Annotated in this window: 22 protein-coding genes; 11 read left to right on the top strand and 11 right to left on the bottom strand. The window is 73.5% G+C overall.

Annotated features, from left to right (window positions below):
- Positions 1 to 243: 243 nt before the first annotated feature.
- Positions 244 to 636, bottom strand: a complete 393-nt coding sequence (locus AC5WAM_RS34430) for an ankyrin repeat domain-containing protein (protein WP_138958507.1) — start codon at positions 634 to 636, stop codon at positions 244 to 246.
- Between the two features lie 324 nt (positions 637 to 960).
- Between AC5WAM_RS34430 and AC5WAM_RS34425 the strand changes: the two genes are divergently transcribed.
- On the top strand, positions 961 to 1,155 hold the full coding sequence (locus AC5WAM_RS34425; protein WP_030674661.1) for a hypothetical protein: 195 nt from the start codon (positions 961 to 963) through the stop codon (positions 1,153 to 1,155).
- Positions 1,156 to 1,192: 37 nt separating this feature from the next.
- Positions 1,193 to 2,770, top strand: coding sequence for a hypothetical protein (locus AC5WAM_RS34420; protein ID WP_495519893.1), 1,578 nt, complete (start codon positions 1,193 to 1,195; stop codon positions 2,768 to 2,770).
- Between the two features lie 52 nt (positions 2,771 to 2,822).
- Here AC5WAM_RS34420 and AC5WAM_RS34415 read toward each other — a convergent pair whose 3' ends face one another.
- Positions 2,823 to 4,319, bottom strand: coding sequence for an SCO1417 family PLP biosynthesis transcription factor (locus tag AC5WAM_RS34415; protein WP_138958509.1), 1,497 nt, complete (start codon positions 4,317 to 4,319; stop codon positions 2,823 to 2,825).
- Between the two features lie 164 nt (positions 4,320 to 4,483).
- Here AC5WAM_RS34415 and yczE point away from each other — a divergent pair, with 164 nt between their 5' ends.
- The 3 genes from yczE to AC5WAM_RS34400 all read left to right on the top strand — a co-directional run bounded on the left by yczE (position 4,484) and on the right by AC5WAM_RS34400 (position 6,579).
- Entirely contained in the window at positions 4,484 to 5,137 is a 654-nt protein-coding gene (gene yczE / locus AC5WAM_RS34410; RefSeq protein WP_495519892.1) for a membrane protein YczE, read from the top strand.
- The gene (locus AC5WAM_RS34405) at positions 5,134 to 5,901 is read left to right on the top strand and encodes a glycerophosphodiester phosphodiesterase family protein (protein WP_366794981.1); all 768 of its coding nucleotides are present in this window, start codon (positions 5,134 to 5,136) and stop codon (positions 5,899 to 5,901) included. Before yczE ends, AC5WAM_RS34405 begins: the two co-directional genes overlap by 4 nt.
- 303 nt (positions 5,902 to 6,204) lie before the next feature.
- Positions 6,205 to 6,579 carry an RNA polymerase-binding protein RbpA gene (locus AC5WAM_RS34400; protein ID WP_030360404.1) on the top strand — a complete coding sequence of 125 codons (375 nt, stop codon included), beginning with the start codon at positions 6,205 to 6,207 and terminating at the stop codon, positions 6,577 to 6,579.
- Positions 6,580 to 6,752: 173 nt separating this feature from the next.
- Here AC5WAM_RS34400 and fxsA read toward each other — a convergent pair whose 3' ends face one another.
- The 4 genes from fxsA to AC5WAM_RS34380 form a co-directional block, all read right to left on the bottom strand.
- Positions 6,753 to 7,343, bottom strand: a complete 591-nt coding sequence (gene fxsA / locus AC5WAM_RS34395) for an FxsA family membrane protein (RefSeq protein ID WP_138958511.1) — start codon at positions 7,341 to 7,343, stop codon at positions 6,753 to 6,755.
- A gap of 47 nt (positions 7,344 to 7,390) precedes the next feature.
- Entirely contained in the window at positions 7,391 to 8,194 is an 804-nt protein-coding gene (locus AC5WAM_RS34390) for a polyprenol monophosphomannose synthase (RefSeq protein ID WP_366794145.1), read from the bottom strand.
- A 549-nt stretch (positions 8,195 to 8,743) separates the two neighbouring features.
- Positions 8,744 to 10,384: an amidohydrolase gene (locus AC5WAM_RS34385; protein ID WP_495519891.1), complete on the bottom strand. Its 1,641-nt coding sequence runs from the start codon at positions 10,382 to 10,384 to the stop codon at positions 8,744 to 8,746.
- A gap of 86 nt (positions 10,385 to 10,470) precedes the next feature.
- The gene (locus AC5WAM_RS34380; RefSeq protein WP_366794143.1) at positions 10,471 to 10,911 is read right to left on the bottom strand and encodes an Lrp/AsnC family transcriptional regulator; all 441 of its coding nucleotides are present in this window, start codon (positions 10,909 to 10,911) and stop codon (positions 10,471 to 10,473) included.
- Between the two features lie 386 nt (positions 10,912 to 11,297).
- Between AC5WAM_RS34380 and AC5WAM_RS34375 the strand changes: the two genes are divergently transcribed.
- Positions 11,298 to 11,747: a hypothetical protein gene (locus AC5WAM_RS34375; RefSeq protein WP_138958513.1), complete on the top strand. Its 450-nt coding sequence runs from the start codon at positions 11,298 to 11,300 to the stop codon at positions 11,745 to 11,747.
- Between the two features lie 51 nt (positions 11,748 to 11,798).
- Here the strand turns inward: AC5WAM_RS34375 and AC5WAM_RS34370 are convergent, their stop codons facing one another.
- A complete protein-coding gene (locus AC5WAM_RS34370) occupies positions 11,799 to 12,890 on the bottom strand; it encodes a phosphotransferase family protein (protein ID WP_366794142.1) in 1,092 nt (363 codons plus the stop codon).
- Between the two features lie 38 nt (positions 12,891 to 12,928).
- Positions 12,929 to 14,056, bottom strand: a complete 1,128-nt coding sequence (locus tag AC5WAM_RS34365) for an Rv3169 family protein (RefSeq protein ID WP_366794141.1) — start codon at positions 14,054 to 14,056, stop codon at positions 12,929 to 12,931.
- A gap of 294 nt (positions 14,057 to 14,350) precedes the next feature.
- Between AC5WAM_RS34365 and AC5WAM_RS34360 the strand changes: the two genes are divergently transcribed.
- Positions 14,351 to 14,989, top strand: coding sequence for a hypothetical protein (locus tag AC5WAM_RS34360; protein WP_495519890.1), 639 nt, complete (start codon positions 14,351 to 14,353; stop codon positions 14,987 to 14,989).
- Here AC5WAM_RS34360 and AC5WAM_RS34355 read toward each other — a convergent pair.
- A complete protein-coding gene (locus AC5WAM_RS34355) occupies positions 14,981 to 16,150 on the bottom strand; it encodes an acyl-CoA dehydrogenase family protein (RefSeq protein ID WP_495519889.1) in 1,170 nt (389 codons plus the stop codon). The two genes, AC5WAM_RS34360 and AC5WAM_RS34355, sit on opposite strands and share 9 nt — an antisense overlap.
- Positions 16,151 to 16,558: 408 nt before the next feature.
- Here AC5WAM_RS34355 and AC5WAM_RS34350 point away from each other — a divergent pair, with 408 nt between their 5' ends.
- Entirely contained in the window at positions 16,559 to 17,806 is a 1,248-nt protein-coding gene (locus AC5WAM_RS34350; RefSeq protein WP_366794139.1) for a glycoside hydrolase family 18 protein, read from the top strand.
- A gap of 82 nt (positions 17,807 to 17,888) precedes the next feature.
- On the opposite strand, the gene AC5WAM_RS34345 is transcribed toward AC5WAM_RS34350, so the two are convergent.
- The gene (locus AC5WAM_RS34345; RefSeq protein ID WP_495519888.1) at positions 17,889 to 18,569 is read right to left on the bottom strand and encodes a TetR/AcrR family transcriptional regulator; all 681 of its coding nucleotides are present in this window, start codon (positions 18,567 to 18,569) and stop codon (positions 17,889 to 17,891) included.
- Positions 18,570 to 18,826: 257 nt separating this feature from the next.
- Between AC5WAM_RS34345 and AC5WAM_RS34340 the strand changes: the two genes are divergently transcribed.
- The 3 genes from AC5WAM_RS34340 to AC5WAM_RS34330 are packed head-to-tail and all read left to right on the top strand — an operon-like array spanning position 18,827 to position 21,354.
- Positions 18,827 to 19,348: a DUF6230 family protein gene (locus tag AC5WAM_RS34340; RefSeq protein WP_366794147.1), complete on the top strand. Its 522-nt coding sequence runs from the start codon at positions 18,827 to 18,829 to the stop codon at positions 19,346 to 19,348.
- Positions 19,339 to 20,406 carry a DUF6114 domain-containing protein gene (locus AC5WAM_RS34335; protein WP_495519887.1) on the top strand — a complete coding sequence of 356 codons (1,068 nt, stop codon included), beginning with the start codon at positions 19,339 to 19,341 and terminating at the stop codon, positions 20,404 to 20,406. The genes AC5WAM_RS34340 and AC5WAM_RS34335 overlap by 10 nt, the downstream gene beginning before the upstream one ends.
- Before the next feature lie 33 nt (positions 20,407 to 20,439).
- Positions 20,440 to 21,354, top strand: a complete 915-nt coding sequence (locus tag AC5WAM_RS34330) for a hypothetical protein (RefSeq protein ID WP_495519886.1) — start codon at positions 20,440 to 20,442, stop codon at positions 21,352 to 21,354.
- Here the strand turns inward: AC5WAM_RS34330 and AC5WAM_RS34325 are convergent.
- Positions 21,332 to 21,514: an SCO1431 family membrane protein gene (locus tag AC5WAM_RS34325; RefSeq protein WP_366794135.1), complete on the bottom strand. Its 183-nt coding sequence runs from the start codon at positions 21,512 to 21,514 to the stop codon at positions 21,332 to 21,334. The genes AC5WAM_RS34330 and AC5WAM_RS34325 overlap by 23 nt on opposite strands.
- Between the last annotated feature and the right edge of the window lie 137 nt (positions 21,515 to 21,651).

Genomic DNA, 21,651 nt, shown 5'->3' with positions numbered 1-21,651 from the left:
CGCCAACACGTCGGGCCGCCCGCCGTCTCTTGCTTGTCGAAGACCATTTTCCTCTGCCTTTCGTCGGTGGCCCGGGGGGATGCCGGACACCAGGTCCGGGTTCGGGCCGATCACGGGCCACGCGCTGCGGCAACTCCTGCCCCGACGTCATGTCCGTGAATCACGTCGTCATGATGACCCAGCGGTTACACCCGCCGCGACCACATTTCCGGCGCCCCCGTCGCACCAGATCGAGTACCCCGGTCAGGCGGCCCCGAACAGCGTGAGCAGCTCGACCTTGTCGAACATCCGTGCGGTGTCGATGGCCGACGGCGTGCCCGCGGCCGGATCGGCGCCCCCGTCGACCAGCGCCCTGACCACGTCGTCCGCGCCCTTGAAGACGGCGCCGGCGAGCGGCGTCTGCCCCCGGTCGTTGGCGCGGTCGACGTCCGCGCCGCGCTCGACGAGGGCCCGCACCGCGGGCGCGTGCCCGTGGTAGGCGGCGAGCATGAGGAGCGAGTCGCCGCTGTCGTTGGTCAGGTTCACGGAGACGCCCGCGTCGACGTACGCGGCGAGGGCGTCGGTGTCGCCGGCGCGCGCCAGATCGAAGATCTTGCCCGCCAGCTCCACGACCTCGGGGTCGAGGGCTTCGCCCATGGTGGTGCCCGCCTTTCGCGATGCGCGTGAGCCGGGCCCCAGCGCGTGCTGGGGCCCAGATGGTTCCCGGCTGCGCAGCCGTGCAGCCGTACGAGTGAATCGACAGGGTACTGCCCGTCACGGCACATGACCGACCGCGTCCGCGGCAAAGATCACCGCGGGCGCGGCCGACCGCCCGCCCCTCTCCCAGGACGGCCCGGCGACCCGCCGCCGTTCAGGGGAAATTTCGATAATTTCCCCCATTTGCACCCCATCTCGTATGGATACATGCTGTGAGCCTGGAAGTACTGATGGTGACTGTCCCCCTCAATCAGGAGAACTCTCATGGTCCTGTCCATCTCCGGAGTCGTGCTGCTCGGCATCATCGTCTTCCTCTTCTTCCGCAAGGACGGGCTCAAGGCCTCCCACGCCCTGGTCTGCGCCCTCTTCGGCTTCTTCCTCGCGGGCACCGCCATCGCGCCGAGCATCCAGGCGGGCAGTGCGAGCCTCGCGAGCCTGCTCGGCGGCATCAAGTTCTGACGGCTGAGCCCCTCACCACCACTTCCAGGAGACCGACGTGGCCCGGCGCCCTCTCCCCCGCATCCTGAGCAACGGCACCGCCCAGATCGCCCGGAGCCGGGAGCACATCGCGCGCAGCCGCGAGCTGGCCCGGTCGGCCGCCGACAGCGCCACCGACGTCCTGCACCCGCTGATCACCATCACCCGAGGGCTGCGCCGCCTCGCCGGAGCCGGGCGGCGCAAGTGGTCCGCGACCCCCAAGGACCGGCGGGGCCCGCTGCTGTTCCTCGTGGCCTCGGTGGTCCTGGTGGTGGCCCTCATTCCCTACGGGCCGCTGCTCGCCGTCATCAGCCTGATGGCGGCGGCCGCCTGGAAGGGCCGTGAGCGCACCGTCCCCGCGCCCACCGGCCCGGACGATGGGCAGGTGCAGCGCCTGCAGTCCCTCTACGAAGCACTGGTGCCGTACTTCTCCGTCCCGGAGGACCCCAGCCCGCTGTTCACGCACGGCGGCGAGTGGGAAAAGGCCTTCCCCGCCTACGAGTTCGACGACACCGGCCGCGTGTCCCACCTCGTGGTGCGCTACCCGGCGTACTTCACGGACGGGGAGGCCGAGTCCCGCGCGCGGATCGAGCAGCTGCTGCACGCCAAGTCGGGCCGCGGCCGCGAGTACCGCTTCGAGTGGGACGAGGAGGGCAACGCGCTCACCGTGGACGTGCTGCCGCCGCTGCCCACCGACATCGCCGCCCAGCGGTTCGTCACCGCCCCCGGCGAGACCGTCCTCGGCTTCACCGACCCGACCTCGGTCCAGCGCACGCTGCCCGTGGCCGACGGCGAGGAACAGCGCGACGTACCGCCCGTCGTGTGGCGCACCGGCCCGCGCTCGACCGAGCCGCACCTGCTCGCCGTCGGCACGCCCGGCAGCGGCACCACCACGCTGCTCCGCTCGATCGCCCTGCAGGCCCTCCAGCACGGCGACGTGGTGATCGTCGAGGGCAGCGGCACCGGCGACTACGCGTGCCTGACCGGGCGCGACGGCGTCCTGGCCGTCGAGTGCGGGCTGACCGGGGCCCTCGCCAGCCTGGAGTGGGCGGCGCACGAGACGGAGCGGCGGCTCATCGCCGCCAACCGCGCCCGGCAGGCGGGCCAGCCGCCGCCCGAGGACACCAGGCGCCCGCTGTGGATCCTCCTCGACCGCCCGAGCACGCTCGGCCACCTGGCCGCGGCCGACGGGCACCGGGACCCCCAGTCGCTGCTCCAGGTGCCCCTGCGGCACGGCCGGGCCGCGGGCGTCACCGTCGTGGTGGCCGACCAGCTCGACAGCGTGGACGCCCTCAGCGACGCGGTGCGGCAGCACACCCGCGCGCGCGTGGTGCTCGGCCCCGCCACCCCCGGCCAGCTGGAACAGCTCCTCGGGACGGCGCCGCCCACGACCCCCACGGCGGAGGTCCCCGCGGGCCGCGGCTACGCCCGCCTCGGCACGGGTCCGGTGCACCGCCTCCAGGTCCCGGCGACACCGGACCCGTACGACGACGCGACGAGCGACGCGCACCGGCGGGCGGTCCTGGAGCTGCTCCCGGGGCGCACGAGGCCCGCGGACGCGGCCCTCACCACGGCACCCGCCGCCGCGGAGAGCTGAGGCGCGGGGCGGCCACCGGGCCCCGCCCCCGCACGCACGCGGCCCCGCCCCCTCACGCCACGAACGACTGCGGGGCCTGCATCCCTCCGCCCGCGCCCTTCTCCACCAGGCGTGCCGCCGCCGCGAGGCGCACCGCCGCCTCGTCCGCGACCGCTCCCCCGACCGTGAACGGCAGCCGTACATAGCCTTCGAAGGCGCCGTCCACGCCGAAGCGGGGCCCGGACGGCACGCGGACGCCGACGCGTTCGCCGACCTCTGCCAGGCGCGACCCGGACAGGCCGCCGGTGCGCACCCACAGGGTCAGGCCGCCGTGCGGCACCTCGAACTCCCAGCCGGGCAGCTCCCTGCGCACCGCGGCGACCAGCGCGTCGCGGTTGTCGCGGGCCTGCTCCCTGCGCACGTTCACGGCCTCGCGCCAGCCGCCGGTGCTCAGGAGCCAGTTGACGGCCAGCTGCTCCAGGACGGGCGTGCCCAGGTCGGCGTACGCGCGCGCCGCCACCAGGCTGCGGATCACGTCCGGCGCGGCCCGCACCCAGCCGATGCGCATGCCCGCCCAGAAGGCCTTGCTGGCCGAGCCCACGGTGATGACGGTGGCGCCCGCGGGGTCGAACCCGCAGACGGGGCGGGGCATCTCGACGTCGTCGAGGCCGAGTTCGCTCATGGTCTCGTCGACGACGAGGACGGTGCCCGCGGAGCGCGCCGCGTCGACGAGCTGCCGGCGCTGGTCCTCGTCGGCGAGCGCGCCGGTCGGATTGTGGAAGTCCGCGACGACGTACGCGAGGCGCGGCGCGGCGTCGCGCAGCACCTGCCGCCAGCGGTCCAGGTCCCAGCCGCGCAGCCCCTCGGCCATCGCGACGGGCACAAGCCGGGCTCCCGCCTCGCGCATCAGCTGGAGGATGTTGGCGTACGAGGGCGACTCGACGGCGATGCGCTCGCCGCGGCCCGCGAAGAGGTGGCAGATCGCGTCGATGGCGCCCATGGCGCCGGTGGTGACCATGATCTGTTCCGGCATGGTCGGTATCCCGCGCGCGGTGTAGCGCTCGGCGAGCATGGCGCGCAGGGCGGGCAGGCCCGCCGGATAGTCGCCGTGGGTGTGGGCGTAGGGAGGCAGCTCCTCCAGGGCGCCCTGCACGGCGCGGGTGAGCCAGGGCTCGGGGGCGGGCAGGGCCGCGCAGCCCAGGTCGATCATGGAGCCGACGGCTTCGGGCGGCAGAGGTTCGAGCCCGCGCGCGGGGAGCGGGTTCCCGGCCGGGACGGCGGTCCAGCTGCCCGCGCCCCTGCGGGACTCCAGGAACCCCTCGGTGCGCAGCGCCTCGTAGGCGGCGGCGACCGTGGTGCGGCTCACGGAGAGCGCGACCGCGAGTTCCCGCTCGGCGGGCAGGCGCGCGGCCACGGGGACGCGTCCTTCCAGGACGAGGAGCCTGATGCCGTCGGCGAGGGCGCGGTAGGCGGGCGGGCGGCGGGTGCCCGCGCCCGCCGGGCGCGCCTGCTGGGAGGTGAGCAGCCGGGCGAGCTGGGTCGAGCCCACCGCCGATGTCCACTGAGCCATGATCCCAGTCCACCTTCATCGAATTGGCCATGGTTGGCGCCTTGCACCACGCCACAGAGTGTCATGAGTCAGGCCACTACCACCACGGGGGGCACCACTTGTCCAGGGAGCATCCAGTTCCGTCCGCCCCGGCCCCGGAGCACCGGGGCCGGTCCCTGCCCAGAGTGCCGGGCGGCGGCCGGCTCGCCCGACGCCTGCTCCAGCTGTACGCGGGCCTGGTCCTGTACGGCGCGAGCTCGGCGCTGCTCGTGCGCTCGGGGCTCGGCCTGGAGCCGTGGAACGTGCTGCACCAGGGCCTGGCCGAGCGGACCGGCCTGTCCATCGGCGTCGTCTCGATCTTCGTGGGCGCCGCGGTGCTGCTGCTGTGGATCCCGCTGCGGCAGCGGCCGGGCCTCGGCACGGTGTCGAACGTCTTCGTCGTGGGCCTGGCGATGGACGGCACGCTCGCGCTCGTTCCGGACGCGCACGGGCTCGGCGTACGGATCCCGCTGATGGCGGGGGGCATCGTCCTCAACGGGGTGGCGACCGGCCTCTACATCGCGGCGAAGTTCGGCCCCGGCCCCCGCGACGGTCTGATGACGGGCCTGCACGAGCGCACCGGCCGCTCGATCCGGTTGATGCGCACGCTGGTGGAGGTCGCGGTGGTCGTCACCGGCTTCGTGCTCGGCGGCACCCTCGGCGTGGGCACCGTCGTGTACGCCGTGACGATCGGCCCGCTCGCCCAGTTCTTCCTGCGCCTGTTCGCCCTCCCCGCGCCGCCCGCCGGAGGCGTGGTGGCCGCGGGCGCGCCATCGGAGCGGGTGATACTGCGTGGGTGACCACGCGCGTACGCCATCCGTACCTCGACCATCCGGGGCCGCTGGCCTTCGCCCACCGGGGAGGCGCGGCCGAGGGCCTGGAGAACACCGCGGCGGCGTTCCGGCGCGCCGTCGACCAGGGCTACCGGTATCTGGAGACCGATGTGCACGCCACGGCGGACGGCCGGCTCGTGGCGTTCCACGACGCCACGCTCGACCGGGTCACGGACGGGACCGGCGGCATCGCGGACCTGCCCTGGCGCGAGGTGAGCCACGCGCGCGTGGCGGGCCGTGAGCCGGTGCCGCTCTTCGAGGACCTCCTGGAGGCGTTCCCCGAGGCGCGCTGGAACGTGGACGTGAAGGCCGAGCCCGCGCTCGTGCCGCTGCTCGACCTGATCGAGCGCGCCTCCGCCTGGGGCCGCGTCTGCGTCGGCTCGTTCTCCGAAGCACGGGTGGCGCGGGCCCAGCGGCTCGCGGGTCCGCGCCTCGCCACGTCGTACGGCACGCGCGGCGTCCTGGCGCTGCGGCTGCGCTCCCTGGGGCTGCCCGCGGTGCCGCGGGTGTCCGCGGTGTGCGCGCAGGTGCCCGAGGCGCAGTCGGGGGTCCGGGTGGTCGATCACCGCTTCGTGCGCACCGCCCACGCGCGCGGGCTCCAGGTCCACGTGTGGACGGTCAATGACCCGGCCCGGATGCACGCGCTGCTCGATCTGGGGGTCGACGGCATCATGACGGACGAGACGGAGACGCTGCGTGACGTCCTCAAGGACCGCGGCACCTGGGTCTGACCGCCCCGACCCAGGGCGCGGACCAGCCGATTCCGGGCCTGATTTAGCAACGAGGGCCGAAGGCCGGTAGTGTACGCCTTTGGCCTGCCAGGCGGACCGTTACTGCGTGCTGAGTTTATGGCAACGCTGGGTGACATCTGTTGTCAGATGTGACAAACCGGGCGCCGGTGGGTACAACAAGGGGCGGCATACGACGGCGACGCATGGCCCGGTACGGGAATCTTTACCGCCGACCGGACGTTGTCCGGATGACGACGACAGCGACACCTGTCCTGTGGGCGACAAGCCCGGGAGGCACGATTCATGAGTGAGCGAGCTCTTCGCGGCACGCGCCTCGTGGTGACCAGCTACGAGACCGACCGCGGCATCGACCTGGCCCCGCGCCAGGCCGTGGAGTACGCATGCCAGAACGGACATCGATTTGAGATGCCGTTCTCGGTCGAGGCGGAGATCCCGCCGGAGTGGGAGTGCAAGGTCTGCGGGGCCCAGGCACTTCTCGTGGACGGCGACGGACCGGAGGAGAAGAAGGGCAAGCCCGCGCGTACGCACTGGGACATGCTCATGGAGCGCCGTACTCGAGAAGAGCTCGAGGAGGTCCTGGAGGAGCGCCTCGCGGTCCTCAGGTCCGGCGCGATGAACATCGCGGTGCACCCGCGTGACAGCCGCAAGTCCGCATAGGCGCGCGGCGGTTCAGCAGTAACGACGAGGGCCGGGCCCGCTGCTCTGCAGCGGGCCCGGCCCTCGTCGCGCATCCGCCCCCCGGCGGGACGGCGTCGCGCCCCTCGTGCGGAGCCAGGCCAAGGCCCTCTGTCCCGCGCGGGACAGAGGGCCTTGGCCTGGTGGTAGGGGGCTTACGAGCGAGGAAGCTGGGGGTCGCCCGGACGGCCGCTCGGACGCGTCGGTGGCTGGTCCTCGCGGATCACCTCGCCCTGGACGACCTTGCCGTCGGGACGGTGCATGCGCGCCTGCTGGAAGGCGTCACCGAGGCCGCCGGGGGCGGCCGCCGCGGCCGCGGTGAGCTTGCGCTCGAAGGCCCGCTCGGCGCTGCGGCTGAGGACCTTCTGGAGCGGCGGCACGAGCAGCAGCAGGCCCAGGACGTCCGAGATCAGGCCCGGCAGGATGATGAGGAGCCCGCCGAGCATGGTCAGGGCGCTGCCGCCGCCCTGGTCCGGCGCGGGCGCCAGGCCCTGCTGCTGCTGTCGCAGCCCCTCGCTCAGGTTCTTGAAGGCGCGGCGCCCGGCCCGCTTGATCACGAAGGAACCGAGCACCAGGCCGCCCACGAGCAGCAGGAACACGGTCAGCCCGCTCGACGCGCCCGCCACCACCGTGAGCAGCCAGATCTCCAGGACCAGCCACGCGGCGATGCCGAGGGGCAGGAACCTGAGGACGCGGGAGCGCCGGGGCCGTGCGGGCTTGAGGGGAGGCGGTGCGCCAGTCGTCATGCTCCCAGTGTGCCTGGCCCCGGCTCAGACCGGGATAAGCGGGGTGATCAGGAGCGGGGGTCGGAGGGCTTGCGGCCCAGGGCCTTGCCGACCCGCTCCCCCACGCCCCAGGCGGTGACCCGCCACAGCGCCTCCGCGACGATGTCGCGGCTCATCTTGCTGTCGCCGAGCTCGCGCTCCACGAAGGTGATGGGCACCTCCACGACGTGGTACCCCGCCTTGACGGCCCGCCGGGCCAGGTCGACCTGGAAGCAGTAGCCCTGGGAGGCCACGTCGGCGAGCCCGAGCCCTTCCAGGGTCTCGCGGCGGAAGGCGCGGTAGCCGCCGGTGACGTCGCGGATCGGCACGTCGAGGAGCAGCCGGGAGTACGTGCTGCCGCCGCGGGAGAGGAACTCGCGCGACCTGGGCCAGTTGACGACCCGTCCGCCCGGCACCCAGCGCGAGCCGAGCACCAGGTCGGCGCCCTTGAGGGCGGTGAGCAGGCGCGGCAGCTCCTCGGGTTGGTGCGAGCCGTCGGCGTCCATCTCGACCAGGACGCCGTAGCCGTGCTCCAGGCCCCAGGAGAAGCCCGCGAGGTAGGCGGCGCCGAGGCCCTCCTTGCCCTTGCGGTGCAGCACGTGGACGTGGTCGTCCTCGGCCGCAAGCTCGTCCGCGATCTTCCCGGTGCCGTCGGGGCTGTTGTCGTCGGCGACGAGCACGTGCGCCTCGGGCACGGCGATGCGCACCCGGCCCACGATCGCCTGGATGTTCTCCGCCTCGTTGTAGGTCGGGATGATCACCAAGGCCTGGCCGAGCGGGCCGAACTGCCGTCCCTCGTCCGCTGCTTCGCTGATCCCGCCGCCGTTGCTCACTACTGCCCCTTCGTTCGTACGCAGGGGACCACCATAGTGGCCCGTGCCTGGGGCTCTCGCGACGCCACGGGTGCGGCCCCCGCGCCGGGGCGGTACCGGTGCGGAAGCGATCCTGCGGGTAGGGGCCCGGTGCCCTTCGGGCCGGCCTGGGACCCGCTGGCTGCGGATCGACCGAGAGCCGTTGTCTACTGAGCGTCCGGGCCCCACCCGGGTCGCACCTCCCCCTGGCTCCCAGGGAGCGGGAGGGACGCCCTTGCCCCGGTGATCGCGTTCCCGCGCCCGGGCGTCGCGGGCGCTGGACCTGGCTCCCTGTGGTGGTGCGCCGGTGCGGCGCGCCACCCGTGACCCAGCGGCGTTCGACGACTGCGTGCAGGTTCACCGGTCGGACGTCCTGTGGTGGACGCGCCGAAACTACCCGTGCACATCGGCCGTCTGTCAATAGCCGTGTGACCTGCGGGGTTCTGGTAGATCAGCAGGTCAGTGGCGAGGGACCCGGCCGCGCGCGACGCGCCGCGTGGCCCCGTTCGGAGCCGCGCGGTCGCACCGGCGTCACTCGCCCGGCCGTACGAACACCGTCTCTCCGGCGACCACCGTGCGCAGGCAGACGGGCAGCTCGGTGCCGGGCGTCAGGTCGGGCAGCCCCGGGGTGCCGGAGCGCGGGTCGGTGGACCAGCGGGCGACGCGGTCGTCGGGGGCCTGGACCACGAGCTCGCCGGTGCGCCACACGGCGTAGTCGGCGGGGGCGCCGGGCACCAGGACGCCCGCGTCGTCGCGGCCGGTGGCCCGCCAGCCGCCGCGGGTGTGGGCGGTGAAGGCGGCGCGTACGGACACCCGCTGCTCGGCGGTGTGGTGGAAGGCGGCGGCGCGCACGGTGCCCCACGGGTCGAGCGGGGTCACCGGGCTGTCGGAGCCGAAGGCGAGCGGCACCCCGGCGCGCAGCAGGGCCGCGTACGGGTTGAGGGCGCGGGCGCGCTCGGCGCCGAGCCGCCGGGCGTACATGCCGTCGCCGCCCCACAGCGCGTCGAACGCGGGCTGCACGGAGGCGGTCAGGCCGAACTCGGCGAAGGCGGCGATGGTCCGCGGGGTGAGCATCTCGGCGTGCTCGACGCGGTGCCGGGCGGCGCGGACGCGGCCGAGGCCGACCTTGTCGGCCGCGGCGCGCACGCCGTCGGTCACGGCGGTCACGGCGGCGTCCCCGATGGCGTGGAAGCCCGCCTGGAGGCCCGCCTCGGCGCAGGCGACGACGTGGTCCGCGACGTCGGCGGCGCTCAGGTAGGCGTTGCCGGTGTGGCCGGCGGCGTCCGCGTCCTCGTACGGCTCGTGCAGCCAGGCCGTGTGCGAGCCGAGCGAGCCGTCCACGAAGAGGTCGCCGGCCGCGCCCCGGGCGCCGAGCTCCCGCGCGCGGGCGACGCCTTCGGCGCCCAGCTCGCCCCAGTAGCCGACGACGCGCGGCCCGGGCTCCTCGGCGGCCAGGCGCAGCAGCCCGGTGAAGTCGTCCTCGCTGGAGATGGTGGGGCCCGCGCACTCGTGCACGGAGCCGATGCCGAGCGACGCCGCGTGCCGGAGCGCGGCGCGCTGGGCCTCGGCCCGCTGCAGCGGCGTGAGGGCCCCGTGGGCGGCCTCGCGCACCGCGTGGTGGGCGGCGGCGGTCAGCGGCGCGTCGGCGCGGTACCCGGCCGTGTCGGCGACACCGGGCACCAGGTCCAGGAGGGCGGTGGTGACGACGGCGGAGTGCACGTCGATGCGCGACAGGTACAGCGGGCGGCCGCCGGTGGCCTCGTCGAGCTCCGCGCGGGTGGGCGGGCGGCCGTCGGGCCAGCGGGCGGCGTCCCAGCCGTGGCCGAGCAGCACGCGGTCGTCGGGGCGCGCGGCGGCGTGTTCGCGGACGAGAATGAGCGCTTCGGCCAGGCTCCCGGCCCGGGAGAGGTCCAGGCCCGTGAGCGCGATGCCGGCGCCCGTGGTGTGCACATGGGCGTCGGTGAACGCGGGGGTGACGAGGGCGCCGTCGAGGTGGACGACCTCGTCGACGCCGTCCGCGAAGGCGTCGGCCGCGCCCTCGGAGCCGACCCAGGCGACATGGCCGCGCTCGACGACCATCGCGGTCGCGAAGGGATCGGCGGGGCTGTGGACTTCTCCGCCGCGCAGCAGGACGGTGCGGGGCCCGCTCTCGGGGGTGGTGCGCTCGCTCATGAGGACAGTCTCGCGCCTGCGCGAGGGCGCCGTGCCGCCGGGGTGGCGCGCCGGGCCGGGCGCGCCGCGCAGGCCCTGCGGGGGCCTCAGATCCGCGGCGGCCGCGCCTCGTAGGGCGTGGAGAGGACGACCGTCGTATGGGTGGAGACCCCGGCGAGCGAGCGCAGCCTGGCCAGTAGGTTCTCCAGCTCGTGCGGGGTGGCGACCCGGACCTTCAGGAGGTAGTTCTCCGCGCCCGCCACGCTGTGGCAGGCCTCGATCTCGGGCACCGGGGCCAGGCGTTCGGCGATGTCGTCGGGCGCGCTGGGGTCGAACGGCTTCACCGCGATGAAGGCCGTGAGCGGCAGGCCGACGGCTTCGGGGTCGACGACCGCGGCGTACCCGCGGATCACCCCGCGCTGTTCGAGCCGGCGCACCCGCTGGTGCACGGCAGACGTGGACAGGCCCGTGGCCTTGCCCAGGTCGGTGTAGCTCATCCGCCCGTCCTTGACGAGCAGCTGCACGATCTGTCGGTCCAGCTCCTCCATGCGCCGAACCTACAGTGCCCTTGATCCCCGCCGATACCTGAGGGACACCCGAACGCCACCGGGACGGGCCCCGGGCGCCGCCCGCGCGGGCGGCGGAGCGGCGCGAGCAGGGCGCCCGCGGCCCTGGCTCCCGGTGCCACGGACGCGGCGGCGGGCAGGGCCGCGGGAGGGGATCGCTCCGCATGACTCCTCGCACGTCCGCATACCTGCGCACCCCTCGGGAGCCGCCCCGCGCACAGCGGCATCTTCATCCGGCATGTGACGAACGCCACACATCAGGGGGCGGGTCCGTAGAAGTGCCGTGATTACCGCCATGACGGGACGGGAAGTGCTTGCTGTGGTCGAGGCCGCAGTGCCTTGTCGGCCCACCCGAGGGGGAGATTCCCATGCATAACCTGAAGCGCCCCGGTCGTACCGCGCGCCGTAAGCAGCAGGCCGTAGAACTGCTCGAACCCGCACCGGAGGGCGTCGAACCCGCCGACGCCGAGGACGAGGAGTTCGACGCCTACGACACCCTGGAGATGTATCACGTGACCTGCCCGGACTGCGGGCAGCCCATCGCGCTCCTGGCGGACGAGGACGTCCTGCCCGAGCACGCCCTGTGCCCCACGCCGTGGAACCCCTTCGGGCTCACCGTCTGTGCGGGCACCGGCCGTCCCGCGGCCGAGGCCGAGTCCGCGGACGAGACGCCCGAGCCCCAGGAGCAGGACGCCGCCCGGCTCCTGACGCTCCCCCAGGGCCTGGACTGGCGCACGCAGCCGTTCTCGCACGTGGGCGGGCCCGGCTCACGCCCGATCCGGGTGCCCCGGCAGCGGCAGCTCGGCCGCGCGGCCTGAGGGGCCGCTCCGGCGGACAGCAGGGGCGGCCCGTCGACCAGCGGCGGGCCGTCACCAGTAGTCGCCGCGCACCATCGCCGCGAGGCTCTCGTGGTGCAGTATCAGCTTGTCGGGGTCGTCCGGCACCACGGCTTCCCCGAAGTGCACCTGCCGGTGGGCGACGCGCAGCATGACGACGGCGTGCCGCAGCGCCGCGTACAGCGTGTAGAAGTCCATGTCGCGCGGCCGGTGGCCGGTCAGCTCCGCATAGCGGTCCTCGACGCGGTCGCGGCGCAGGAAGCCGGGCAGCCCGGGCTGGCCGAAGCCCGCCGTCAGGTCCTGGAAGAACCGGTGCAGATACACGGTCCAGCCGAGGTCGACCTCGCGCGGCCCCAGGCAGGCCATCTCCCAGTCCAGCACGGCGGCCGGGTCGAAGCCCTCGTAGACGATGTTGCCGATGCGGGCGTCACCCCAGTTGAGGACCGTCTCGCCGGGGTCGGCCGGCCACAGGTCCTCCAGGCGCGCGAAGGCGCTCTCGATCAGGGGTGAGCGCGGCAGGCCCCGCACCACCCACGCGTAGTACGCCCGCTGGGCCGTCACGTGGCGGCGCAGCGGGTCGCCGTCGCCGGGCAGCGCGAGGAACGCCGCCTCCCCGGCCGGGGCCTGGTCGTGCAGCCGGGCCAGGACGCGGATCGTGGCGTCCTCCAGGTGCGCGCGCTCGGCGTCGCTCGCCGCGTGCAGCCAGTTGCCCTCGTACGTGTACGGCATGACGTCGGGCGGCACCCGGCCCGTGACGCGCTCCATCACGAAGAACGGCGCGCCGAGCGGCCCCGGGTCCTCCTCCAGCCACAGCACCCGCGGCACCGGCACGTCGGTGCGCTCGGCCACGAGCCGCAGGGTGCGGTACTGGCGCGGCATGTCGTACACCGGGAAGACCGTGTACGCGGCCGGGTCCGCCGCGAGCCGGGCCGCGCAGGCGCGCACGGGCGGCCGGGGGTGGTCGAGCGTGAACAGGAGCGTCTCGCTCGACATGCCGTTGGACTCGGGCACGCTCACGTCGACGGCCCTGGCGCCGGGCAGCCGCGTCCCGAGCCAGTCGGTCAGTCGGCGGGCGAGCGCCTCGGGGTCGCGCGTGGTCGTGCGGGGCCGGGGTGCGGTGGCCATGTCGGGGCTCCTCTCAGGGGGCGGCCCGTGGGCGCCGCTCAGGGCGCGACGGAGCCGAAGCCGGTGAAGCCGCTGGGGTCGTGGCGGCCGAAGGTGCCGTGCTCGAAGATCCCGTGGCCGACCCGGCCGTCGAGGGTGCAGCGGGCCGCGTGGTCGATGACGCCGTACGCGGCCAGCGGGTGGGCCGCGGGGTCCGACAGGTCGTAGGTGCGGCGTTCGCACCAGGAGCGGCCGCGCCAGGTGCCGTGCTGCCAGTCGTCGGCGGGCGGGTATCCCGCGCCGACGGCGAGCGGCAGCGAGGTGAGGACCTCGACGCCGAGTTCCATCGGCTTGTGGGTCAGGGGGTCGGTGAGGTGGATGACCGCGGACTCGGGGTGCCGGGTGCCGGAGCGGTAGACGACGTCGGCCCGGGGCCAGCCGAGCTGGCGGTCGCGGTCCCCGGGGCGGACCAGGGTCGCGTCGTTGAGGGTGCGGTAGCCGTCGGCGTCCTCCTGGGTGACGACCATCAGGAAGCGGTCGTCGAAGCGCACCGGGCACCAGATCCAGTGGAAGCCGTCCGTGGGGTGCTCCTCGGCGAGGCGGCCGCCCTCCTCGCCGGGGATGGGCCGCACGCCCCAGCTGCGGTCCCGGGTCGCCGTCCACTCCCCGGCCGTCACCGGGATCTCCTCGCCGCCGAGGCGTATCGTTCCGGCACAGTGGCCCGCCTGGACGAACCGGCGGCCTTCGAGGGTGAGCCGGTCGCCGCGCCGCTGGAGGTGGTGCGGCTCCCACAGGGCCGGGAAGTCGGCGTGCCAGGTGAGGTCGTAGCCGAGCGAGTCCGCGTCGTCGGGGTCGGCGGCGCACGTCAGCCGGAACCTGCGCAGGGGTTCCTCGACCACGATGCGGAGGGGGCCGACGGAGAGTTCCATACGGTCGTCGCCGAGCGCGTCGGAGGCGCGTACGGCGTGCAGCGCATCTCCGGTGCGCAGGGTGGCGTACGCGTCGATGACGCCCGTGTTCGGATAGACGCCGAGGCCGAGGATCAGCAGGGCCCGGCCCCGGTGGTCGAAGAGGTGGAAGATGCACCGGTCATAGGCGTTGCGGTCGCCGGTGGCCACGTGCTTCATGGACAGCGGGACTTGGTGGACGGGGTACTCGTCGAGGGGCACGGGGCGGTCGTCCGGCACGGAGTGCCTCCCTGGGGGACAGGGTGCTCGGAAGGTGCGGACGGCGCGCGCCCGGACCGGAGTTGACGGTACGTCAGATGACGTGCGGGGGCCATACACGTGTCAGCACCGGGCGCGTGCGACCCGGGTGGCGGGCGTGCGAGGCGCCGGCGGCGCGTGCGACCGCGACGGCGTGCCGCCGCGTACGGCGGCGCTGGTGCGGTGCGACGCGTGCGCCGCGCGGCGGCGGACCCTGAACGCACTCTCGATTCGACCCGATGGTGACCTGGCCACGGGGCCGCGCGTTGGCCGGACATGACCCCCACCCATGCTCCGGCAGGCCAGCACCGCCGCACGCCGACGCCGCAGCCCTCCATCGCAGAATCGGTTCCTCACCGATCCCCCTACGCACATCAGCAGTCGTACGCACCCCAGGCCCCGTACTCCCCCCAGACCTCGTACGCACCATCCGGCTACGCCTCGCAGCACCAGCCGCCCCCTCCCCCGCCGCAGCCCGCGCCGCCCCAGGACCCGCCGATCTACCGCGCGCTGATCCGCCACTGGGCCGACCGCGGCCGGACGCTGCCGGGGCGCCACGACCCCGAGTGGGTGCGCCTCGCGGCCCCACCCGCGCCGAGCGGCCAGTTCGCGGACCGCTTCGGGACGGGCCAGGACACGGCCTTCGGCTCCTCGTACGACCTGGCGCCCGGCTCGCGGTACGAGACGGGCCGGGGCTCCCCGTACGGCACGCGCGGCCCCGGTGACGACGCCCAGCCCGGCGGCGGCCACGAGCCCTACGGCCGGGCCCGGCGCCCGCAGGTCCCGCCGGTCCCCCCGGATCCCGGCCCGGAGCCGGACGGAGAGCGGCGCACCCGCCCGCCAGGACCGGACCCCCGGCTGCTGATCAGTCCCGCCCCGCAGAGCTCCTTCGGCCTGCGGCCCGGGTCAGCGTGAGTCGGGCCCTGCGAGGTGGCGGGCGATGACCATGCGCTGGATCTGGTTGGTGCCCTCGACGATCTGGAGCACCTTGGCCTCGCGCATATAGCGCTCGACCGGGAAGTCGGCGGTGTAGCCGTAGCCGCCCAGGACCTGCACGGCGTCCGTCGTGACCTTCATCGCGGCGTCGGTGCACAGGAGCTTGGCCATCGCGGCCTGCTTGGAGAAGGGCTTGCCCGCGTCCCGCAGCCGGGCCGCGGCCAGATACAGCGCCCGGCCCGCCTCGATCTGCGTCGCCATGTCGGCGAGCATGAAGCGCAGGCCCTGGAAGTCGGCGATGGGCCGCCCGAACTGCCGGCGCTCGGTCGCGTACCTCAGGGCCTCGTCCAGCGCCGCCTGGGCCACGCCGATCGCGCACGCCGCGATCCCGAGCCGCCCCGAGTCCAGCGCGGACAGGGCGATCGCGAAGCCCTGCCCCTCGTCGCCGAGGCGGCGGGCGTCGGGCACGCGGACCCCGTCGAAGTGGAGCTGCGCCGTGGGCGAGCCGTTCATGCCCATCTTCTTCTCCGGGACGGCCGCCGAGAGGCCCGGCGCGTCACCGGGCACCAGGAAGGCCGTGACGCCCTTGGCGCCCTCGCCGCCGGTGCGGGCGAGCACGGTGTAGAAGTCGGCGACGCCGCCGTGCGTGATCCAGGCCTTCGTACCGGTGAGGATCCAGTCGTCGCCGTCGCGCACCGCCTTGGTGCGCAGCGAGGCGGCGTCGGAGCCGGAGGACGGCTCCGACAGGCAGTAGGCGCCGAGGAGTTTGCCGCCCAGCATCTGCGGGAGGTGCTCGGCCCGCTGCTCCTTGGTGCCGTAGCCCGCGAGGGCGTGGCAGGACAGGGAGTGCACGCTGACGCCGAGGCCGACGGTGAGGCGGGCCGCGGCGAGCTCCTCGAGGACCTGGAGGTACACCTCGTAGGGCTGGTCGCCGCCGCCGAACGCGGAGTCGTAGGGGAGTCCGAGCAGGCCCGACTCCGAGAGCAGCGCGAAGAGTTCACGCGGGAAGCGGCCCGCGGCCTCCTCGTCGGCCGCGTGCGGGGCGATCTCCCGCTGGATCAGCTCACGGACCAGCGCCAGCAGATCCTGGGCCTCCTCCGTGGGCAGTTGGCGCTCCACCGGCTGCACGGCTCCGGGCATCCCGCTCTCCTCTCCCCTGTTCCCCTGTCGGGCGCTTGCAGCGGACGCACGCACGGGGTGTGACGAGGCCGCCGGGACACTGCCACGCCGATGCTGCCCTTCCGGATCGCGGAAGCTGCTGACCAGCGACTGTGGCGCGTTGAGTATGCCCGATCGGCGGCATGGCGTCACGGGTTCTCCCGGCCGCTTTCCGATCTTCGAATCAGCCACTCCACGGGGTGCGCGGGCCCCTGTCACGAGGGCCGAAGAGAACGGGAATTGGTCCGAACCATTGACGCAATGGTCTAGTCCTCCCTAGAGTCCAGCGGCACGGAACCCTTCGCGTTCATGCCAATTCAAAGCGCGACTGTTCTCTGGTCAACAGCACCATCCCCCCTTGCTCCCCTCTTCCCCCACGAGGAGACAGCGATGCCAAGACCACACCGTCCCCGCGCCCGCCTCCGGGCGCTCGTGGCCACCGCCTGTACCGCCGTTCTGGGCGCGGGCCTGCTCGCCGGTGCGGGCACCGCCACGGCCGACCAGAGCGCCGCCCCGAAGGCCGCCGAGGCCCAGGCGGGCTCACGCGTCGTCGGCTACTTCACCGAATGGGGCGTCTACGGGCGGAACTACCACGTCAAGAACGTCGAGACGTCGGGCTCCGCCAACAAGCTCACGCACATCAACTACGCCTTCGGCAACGTCCAGGGCGGCAAGTGCACGATGGGCGACGCCTACGCCGCGACCGACAAGGCCTACTCCGCCGACCAGAGCGTCGACGGCGTGGCCGACACCTGGGACCAGCCGCTGCGCGGCAACTTCAACCAGCTGCGCAAGCTGAAGAAGAAGCACCCGAACCTCAAGATCCTCTGGTCCTTCGGCGGCTGGACCTGGTCCGGCGGCTTCACCGAGGCGGCCAAGAACCCGCAGGCCTTCGCCCAGTCCTGCTACGACCTGGTCGAGAACTCCAAGTGGGCCGACGTCTTCGACGGCATCGACATCGACTGGGAGTACCCCAACGCCTGCGGTCTGAGCTGTGACACCAGCGGCCGGGCCGCGTACAAGAACCTGATGTCCGCGGTGCGCGCCAAGTTCGGCTCGAACAACCTGGTCACGGCCGCCATCCCGGCCGACGCCTCCTCCGGCGGCAAGATCGACGCCGCGGACTACGCGGGCGCGGCCCAGTACGTCGACTGGTACAACCCGATGACGTACGACTTCTTCGGCGCCTGGGACGCCAAGGGGCCGACGGCACCCCACTCGCCGCTCACTTCCTACCCCGGCATCCCCAAGGCCGACTGGCACTCGCAGGCGACGATCGCCAAGCTCAAGGGCCTCGGCATCCCGGCGGACAAGCTGCTGCTCGGCATCGGCTTCTACGGCCGCGGCTGGACCGGCGTCACCCAGAAGGCGCCGGGCGGCACCGCGACGGGGCCCGCGCAGGGCACGTACGAGCAGGGCATCGACGACTACAAGGTGCTCAAGACCAAGTGCCCGGCCAACGGCACGGTCGGCGGGACCGCGTACGCGCACTGCGGCACCAACTGGTGGAGCTACGACACCCCGGCCACCATCGCCGGGAAGATGAGCTACAAGAACCAGCAGGGCCTGGGAGGCACCTTCTTCTGGGAGCTCAGCGGCGACACCTCGAACGGCGAGCTGATCAAGGCCATCAACTAGCCGTCCACAGCACGGGATCGGGGCGGGAGCCGGCGGGCTCCCGCCCCTTCGTCGTGCCCCTTCGCCGGTCGAGGCCCTCAGGTCACGGCGGCGGTGCCGGGCACTCGGGCTCGAACTCCTCGATCACGTTCAGGGTTTCGCGGAGCGTGCGCACCAGCAGCTCGCGCACCGTGTCCCGGGGCAGCTCCCGCTCGTCCGCCCCGCCCCCGCGGCCGATCCAGTCGAGCGTGATCCCCTCGACGCTGCACAGCCAGCCGAGCAGCGCCGTGCGCGCGAGCGCCGGAACCGCGCTGCGGCCGTACGCGCCCTCGGCGATCGTGCCGACCATCACCTCGCGCACGCCGTCGCGGATGGCGTGCACCTCGGCGTCGAAGCCCACGCCGCCGCTGACGATCGTGCGGTAGGCCGCCTGGTGGTGCTCGGCGTAGCGCAGATAGCCGTCGATGGTGCGGTGCACCCGCTCCACGGGCGGGAGTTCGGTGTCCCCGGCCGCCCGCTCCACGAGGTCGGCCACCGAGTCCTCGATGATCGCCAGGTAGTACCCGCGTTTGGACTTGAAGTAGTAGTAGATCAACCCCTTGGCGACCCGCGCCTGTCTCGCGATGTCGTCCATCGAGAGCGCGTCGTAGGACGTGTCGGCGAACAGCTTCCGGCCGATGGTGATGAGTTCGGCGCGGCGCGCCATGGAGCGGTCGGTGCCGCGTGCCTGCGGGCGGTCAGCGTCGGTGGAACGGTCGCTACCGCGCTGTTGACTATTATTCAATTTCGGCCCTAGTCTCCAACTGCCTTGGGATGGGCCGCAGTATGGCAGACCCTCGCCGCCTGCCCGGAACGGCGCGGCCCTCCCGACGGCGCCCTGTAACGCACTCCCCCTGACGCACCCGCGGTACGGCTGACTCGTACGGGAGGAAGACAGTGAGCGCATCCAAGCGGCCCGCAGCGGGGGCCGCCCCCGTGGGCAGAACCAACTGGAAGAAGACGGCCGTCATCGCGCTGCCCGCGTTCGTCGCGGTCGGCGCGATGGCGTCGATCATGGCGGAGGGCGCGCTCGCCGCGTCCTTCGCGGTCTCCGGCACCAGCTTCCAGGTCTCGTCGGGCAAGCTGACGAGCCAGGGCCTGGCCAGCTATGTGGAGACCGACCGGAGCGTCGACGGCAAGGGCCACCCGGTCGCGCTGCTCGGCATCGGCGACGCCACGCTGTCCGACATCTGCCAGTCCGCATCGGTCAAGACGCCGCTGGGCACGGTGGTGTTCAAACTGACGGCGGGCGGCGACGCGGGCAAGGTCACCGCGAGCAACCTGATCATCGACGCCGAGGACCTCGTCGGCGACGCCCGCTTCGGCACCGCCCAGATCGGCCGGGACGCCTCCACGCTCGACGAGGTGCCCGGGGTCAAGGGCGAGAAGGGCAAGTTCGGCCTCCAGGCCGGGGACATCGAGGTGTCCGGGGTCAGGTCGCACGCCTGGTCGGCCACCGGCGGCAACTTCCGCCTCAAGGGCATGCGGGTGGACGTCAGCCTGGACGGCAAGAAGTGCTTCTGAGCGGGCCGGGCGCGCCGCGCGAGGGCGGCTGGCTCGACGAACGGCTGCCGCTGCGGGAGGTGCGCCGGGCGGTGCGCGGATGGCGGCGCACCCGCCCGTTCTGGGGCGGGCTCCTGCTCATCCTGGGAGGCGCGGAACTCCTCGTCGTGCCGCTGTCGCCGCTGACGGTCCTGGTGAGCCTCGGGCTCGGCGGGATCGCAGCGATCGGCATCGGGATCGCCCTGATGGTCGCCGGGCTGTTCCTGTGGCTGCTGCCGCAGGCGCACCACTACGTGTCCGTCAACGCGCTGATCCTGTCGGTCCTGTCGTTCGCGGCGACCAACCTCGGCGGCTTCCTGGTCGGCATGCTGCTCGGCATCGTGGGCAGCGCGATGGGCTTCGGGTGGACGCCGGTGCCCGAGGACGGCGAGGAGGAGGCGCGGCTGCCCGGGCTCCGCGACGGGCAGGGCACGCGGACCCTCGCCGTGCTGCTTCCGGTGGTCCTCGCCGGGGCGGCGTTGTGGGGCGCCGCCCCGGCGAAGGCCGTGCCCGTGGCCGGGGCCGTGCCCGTGGCCGCCGACGGGGCCGGGACCGTCGGCCGGGCCGAGGCCGTCGGCCGGGCGGTGGGCGGGGAGCACGTGGCCCCGCGGGCGCCCGGCGCCGGACCCGTCGTGGCGGCGCGGACGCCGCCGACCATCACGACGACGCTCTTCGCGCCGAAGGGCTTCATCGTCGCGGGCGTGCGCGACATCCCCACCGCCGACGGGCCGTTGAAGGTGATGGTGCTGCACATGAACGCCGCCTCGCTCACCGACTACCGGCTGCGCACCCGCGACGGCAGCCGCGAACTCGCCCTGGGCGCCGACACCTTGGACCTGAGCGGCAAGGTCACCCTGTATCTGACCAAGTTCAAGGGCTGCATCGAGGGCCTGCTGTGCCTGACGTTCACGCCCGACCGGCTGCCGGTGCCGCCGCTGGTGCCGCCGTTCGTCTTCATGACCGACGTGAGCGCCGAGCAGGCCCTGGTCACCTCGGACGTGATCACGGCGGGCGGGCTCAGCCTGCGGGCGCACCCCTGAGAGGTCATCCGAGAGGTCACCCGGGAGGTCCTCGTGATCCAGATCCAGGCAGCGCTGTTCTGGGCGTACGCGGTGGGCGCGACCTTCGCGCTCGCCGCGGGGCGCCAGCTCCAGGTCTGGGAGCGGATCAACGCGGGCGAGGGCCCGCGCACCCGCAGCCGTGCCGCCAACCCCTATCTGGCGCTCACCCTGCTCTTCGCGGCCGTGCTCATGGTGCCGACGGGGCTCTTCGTGCTGTGGCAGAACCCGTCCTGGGCGACCATGCACGTCGCCGACGGGCACGACGGGGTGTGGGCGGGCTTCGTCCTGCTCTACGCGGGCGGCATCCCCGTCGGGGCGGTCCTCGGGTTCCTCGCGGCGCAGGTCCTTGTCCTGGTGGGGGCGGGCTACTGGGCCTACCTCCAGTGTGTGGGCGGCTACTTCCTGGTGTTCGGCACGCTGGTGCACGGCTGGGACGGCAGCGGGTACGAGCGGTTCCTCTCCCCCGGGGCCCGCGACTGGGCCGACTGGCCGCAGGACGGCGTGGTGAACAACGCCCTGGACTTCCTGACCTCCGGCACGTTCCTCGCCCTGCTCGTCTTCGGCGCGGCCGTCATCGGCACCATGCTGATCACCCAGATCGGCTGGCTGGTGGAGGGCTGGTCGCTGCCCGGCGCGGACGAGGACCGCAAGGTGCACCGCGTCCTGGCCGTGGCGATCGCGGCGGCCGGGGTCTACGGCCTGCCGTTCCTCGGCGCCGTGACCGCGAGCGCGCTGGTGCGGCTGCTCGGCGCCCTCCTGGGCCTGCCGCTGTTCGCGGTGCTCGCGGGCGTCGTCCTGCTGCCGCGGCGTTCGCCCGTACGGCGGCTCTACGGCCTGGTGGGCGTACCGCACCGGCACTGGCGGGCGGACCTCGACGCGAGCGCCGCCCCGGGCGTGTCCCAGGTCACATCAGACCGGTCCGGGTGACGAGCATCGCGAGCACGACGACGAGCGTCCAGCCGAGGAGGTGCTCCAGAAGCTTGGGGCCGTCCTCCTCGGGGCCGCCGGTGCGCGCCCTGAGTCCCGCACGGGTCCGGAGCCCCTCGTGGGCCTGGAGAACGGTGGCGGTGGCGGAGCTCGCGGTCATGGCAACTCTCGATACGTCGTCCGGCAGTGGTGTCCCCCCACTGGCCGACAGCGGCACCTGCCACTGCCCCCTCCACCATGCCAGCGAAATCACTCGTATCGGGCGAGACGTTGGTCACCCCACAACTCGGACCCCGT

The sequence above is a fragment of the Streptomyces sp. JLYT201 genome (assembly GCF_059448825.1).
Note: the sequence above shows the minus strand (reverse complement) of the source record. Positions and strands in the feature narration are given on the sequence as shown.